This is a genomic window from Bacillus sp. EE-W1, assembly GCF_009760835.1.
Lineage (GTDB): Bacteria > Bacillota > Bacilli > Bacillales > Bacillaceae_G > Bacillus_A > Bacillus_A wiedmannii.
In genome coordinates, this window is sequence record NZ_WIPE01000047.1 from 31,402 (window position 1) to 32,152 (window position 751).

At 33.3% G+C, this 751-nt stretch carries 1 protein-coding gene; it reads left to right on the forward strand.

Annotation, left to right across the window (positions count from 1 at the left end; translation table 11 throughout):
- Positions 1–751, forward strand: a 751-nt coding sequence (locus GFJ36_RS29395; protein ID WP_275940645.1) for an MSCRAMM family protein, incomplete at both ends; no start/stop codon positions are given.

Here is a 751-nt window from a genome sequence, read left to right on the forward strand (position 1 = left end):
AGTAGTAAAAAAAGTAACAACAGATAAAGATGGAAAAGCAAAAATTGCAGACCTATCAGTAGGAAAGTACAAACTAGTAGAAGTAGAAAGTTTACCAGGCTATAAGAAACTAACAGAGCCAGTATCATTTGAAATCAAAAAAGGCATGATCGAGGTACTATCATTAAAAATAGAAAATGAAATGGTAGATACGGGAAATGTAGAGATAACAAAGATAGATAAAGATAATAAGGCACCGTTAGCGGGAGTAACGTTCGTTGTCCAAGATGAGAAAGGTAACGAAGTTAAAAAAGTAACGACAGATAAAGAAGGAAAAGCAAACGTTTCAGATTTATCTATTGGGAAGTATGAGTTGGTGGAGGTAGAAACACCAGCAGGATACAAACCACTTGAAAAACCAATTTTATTCGAAATTGAAAAGGGTAGAGTAACAGCGTTAAAGCTAACAGTCGAAAATGAATTAGTGGATACAGGAAATGTAGAAATTACAAAAGTAGACAAAGAAAATAAAGATGCTTTAGCTGATGCAGTATTTGATATTCAAGATGAAGCAGGACAAGTAGTCGCTAAAATAACGACAGATAAAAAAGGACAAGCAAAAGTTACTAATTTATCAGTTGGAACATATAAGTTAGTAGAAGTGAAAGCACCAAAAGGATATAAGCAATTAGTAGATCCGATTACTTTCCAAATTGAAAAAGGCATGACAAAATCTCTTGCTTTAACAGTCGAAAATGAAATGTTAGACAAG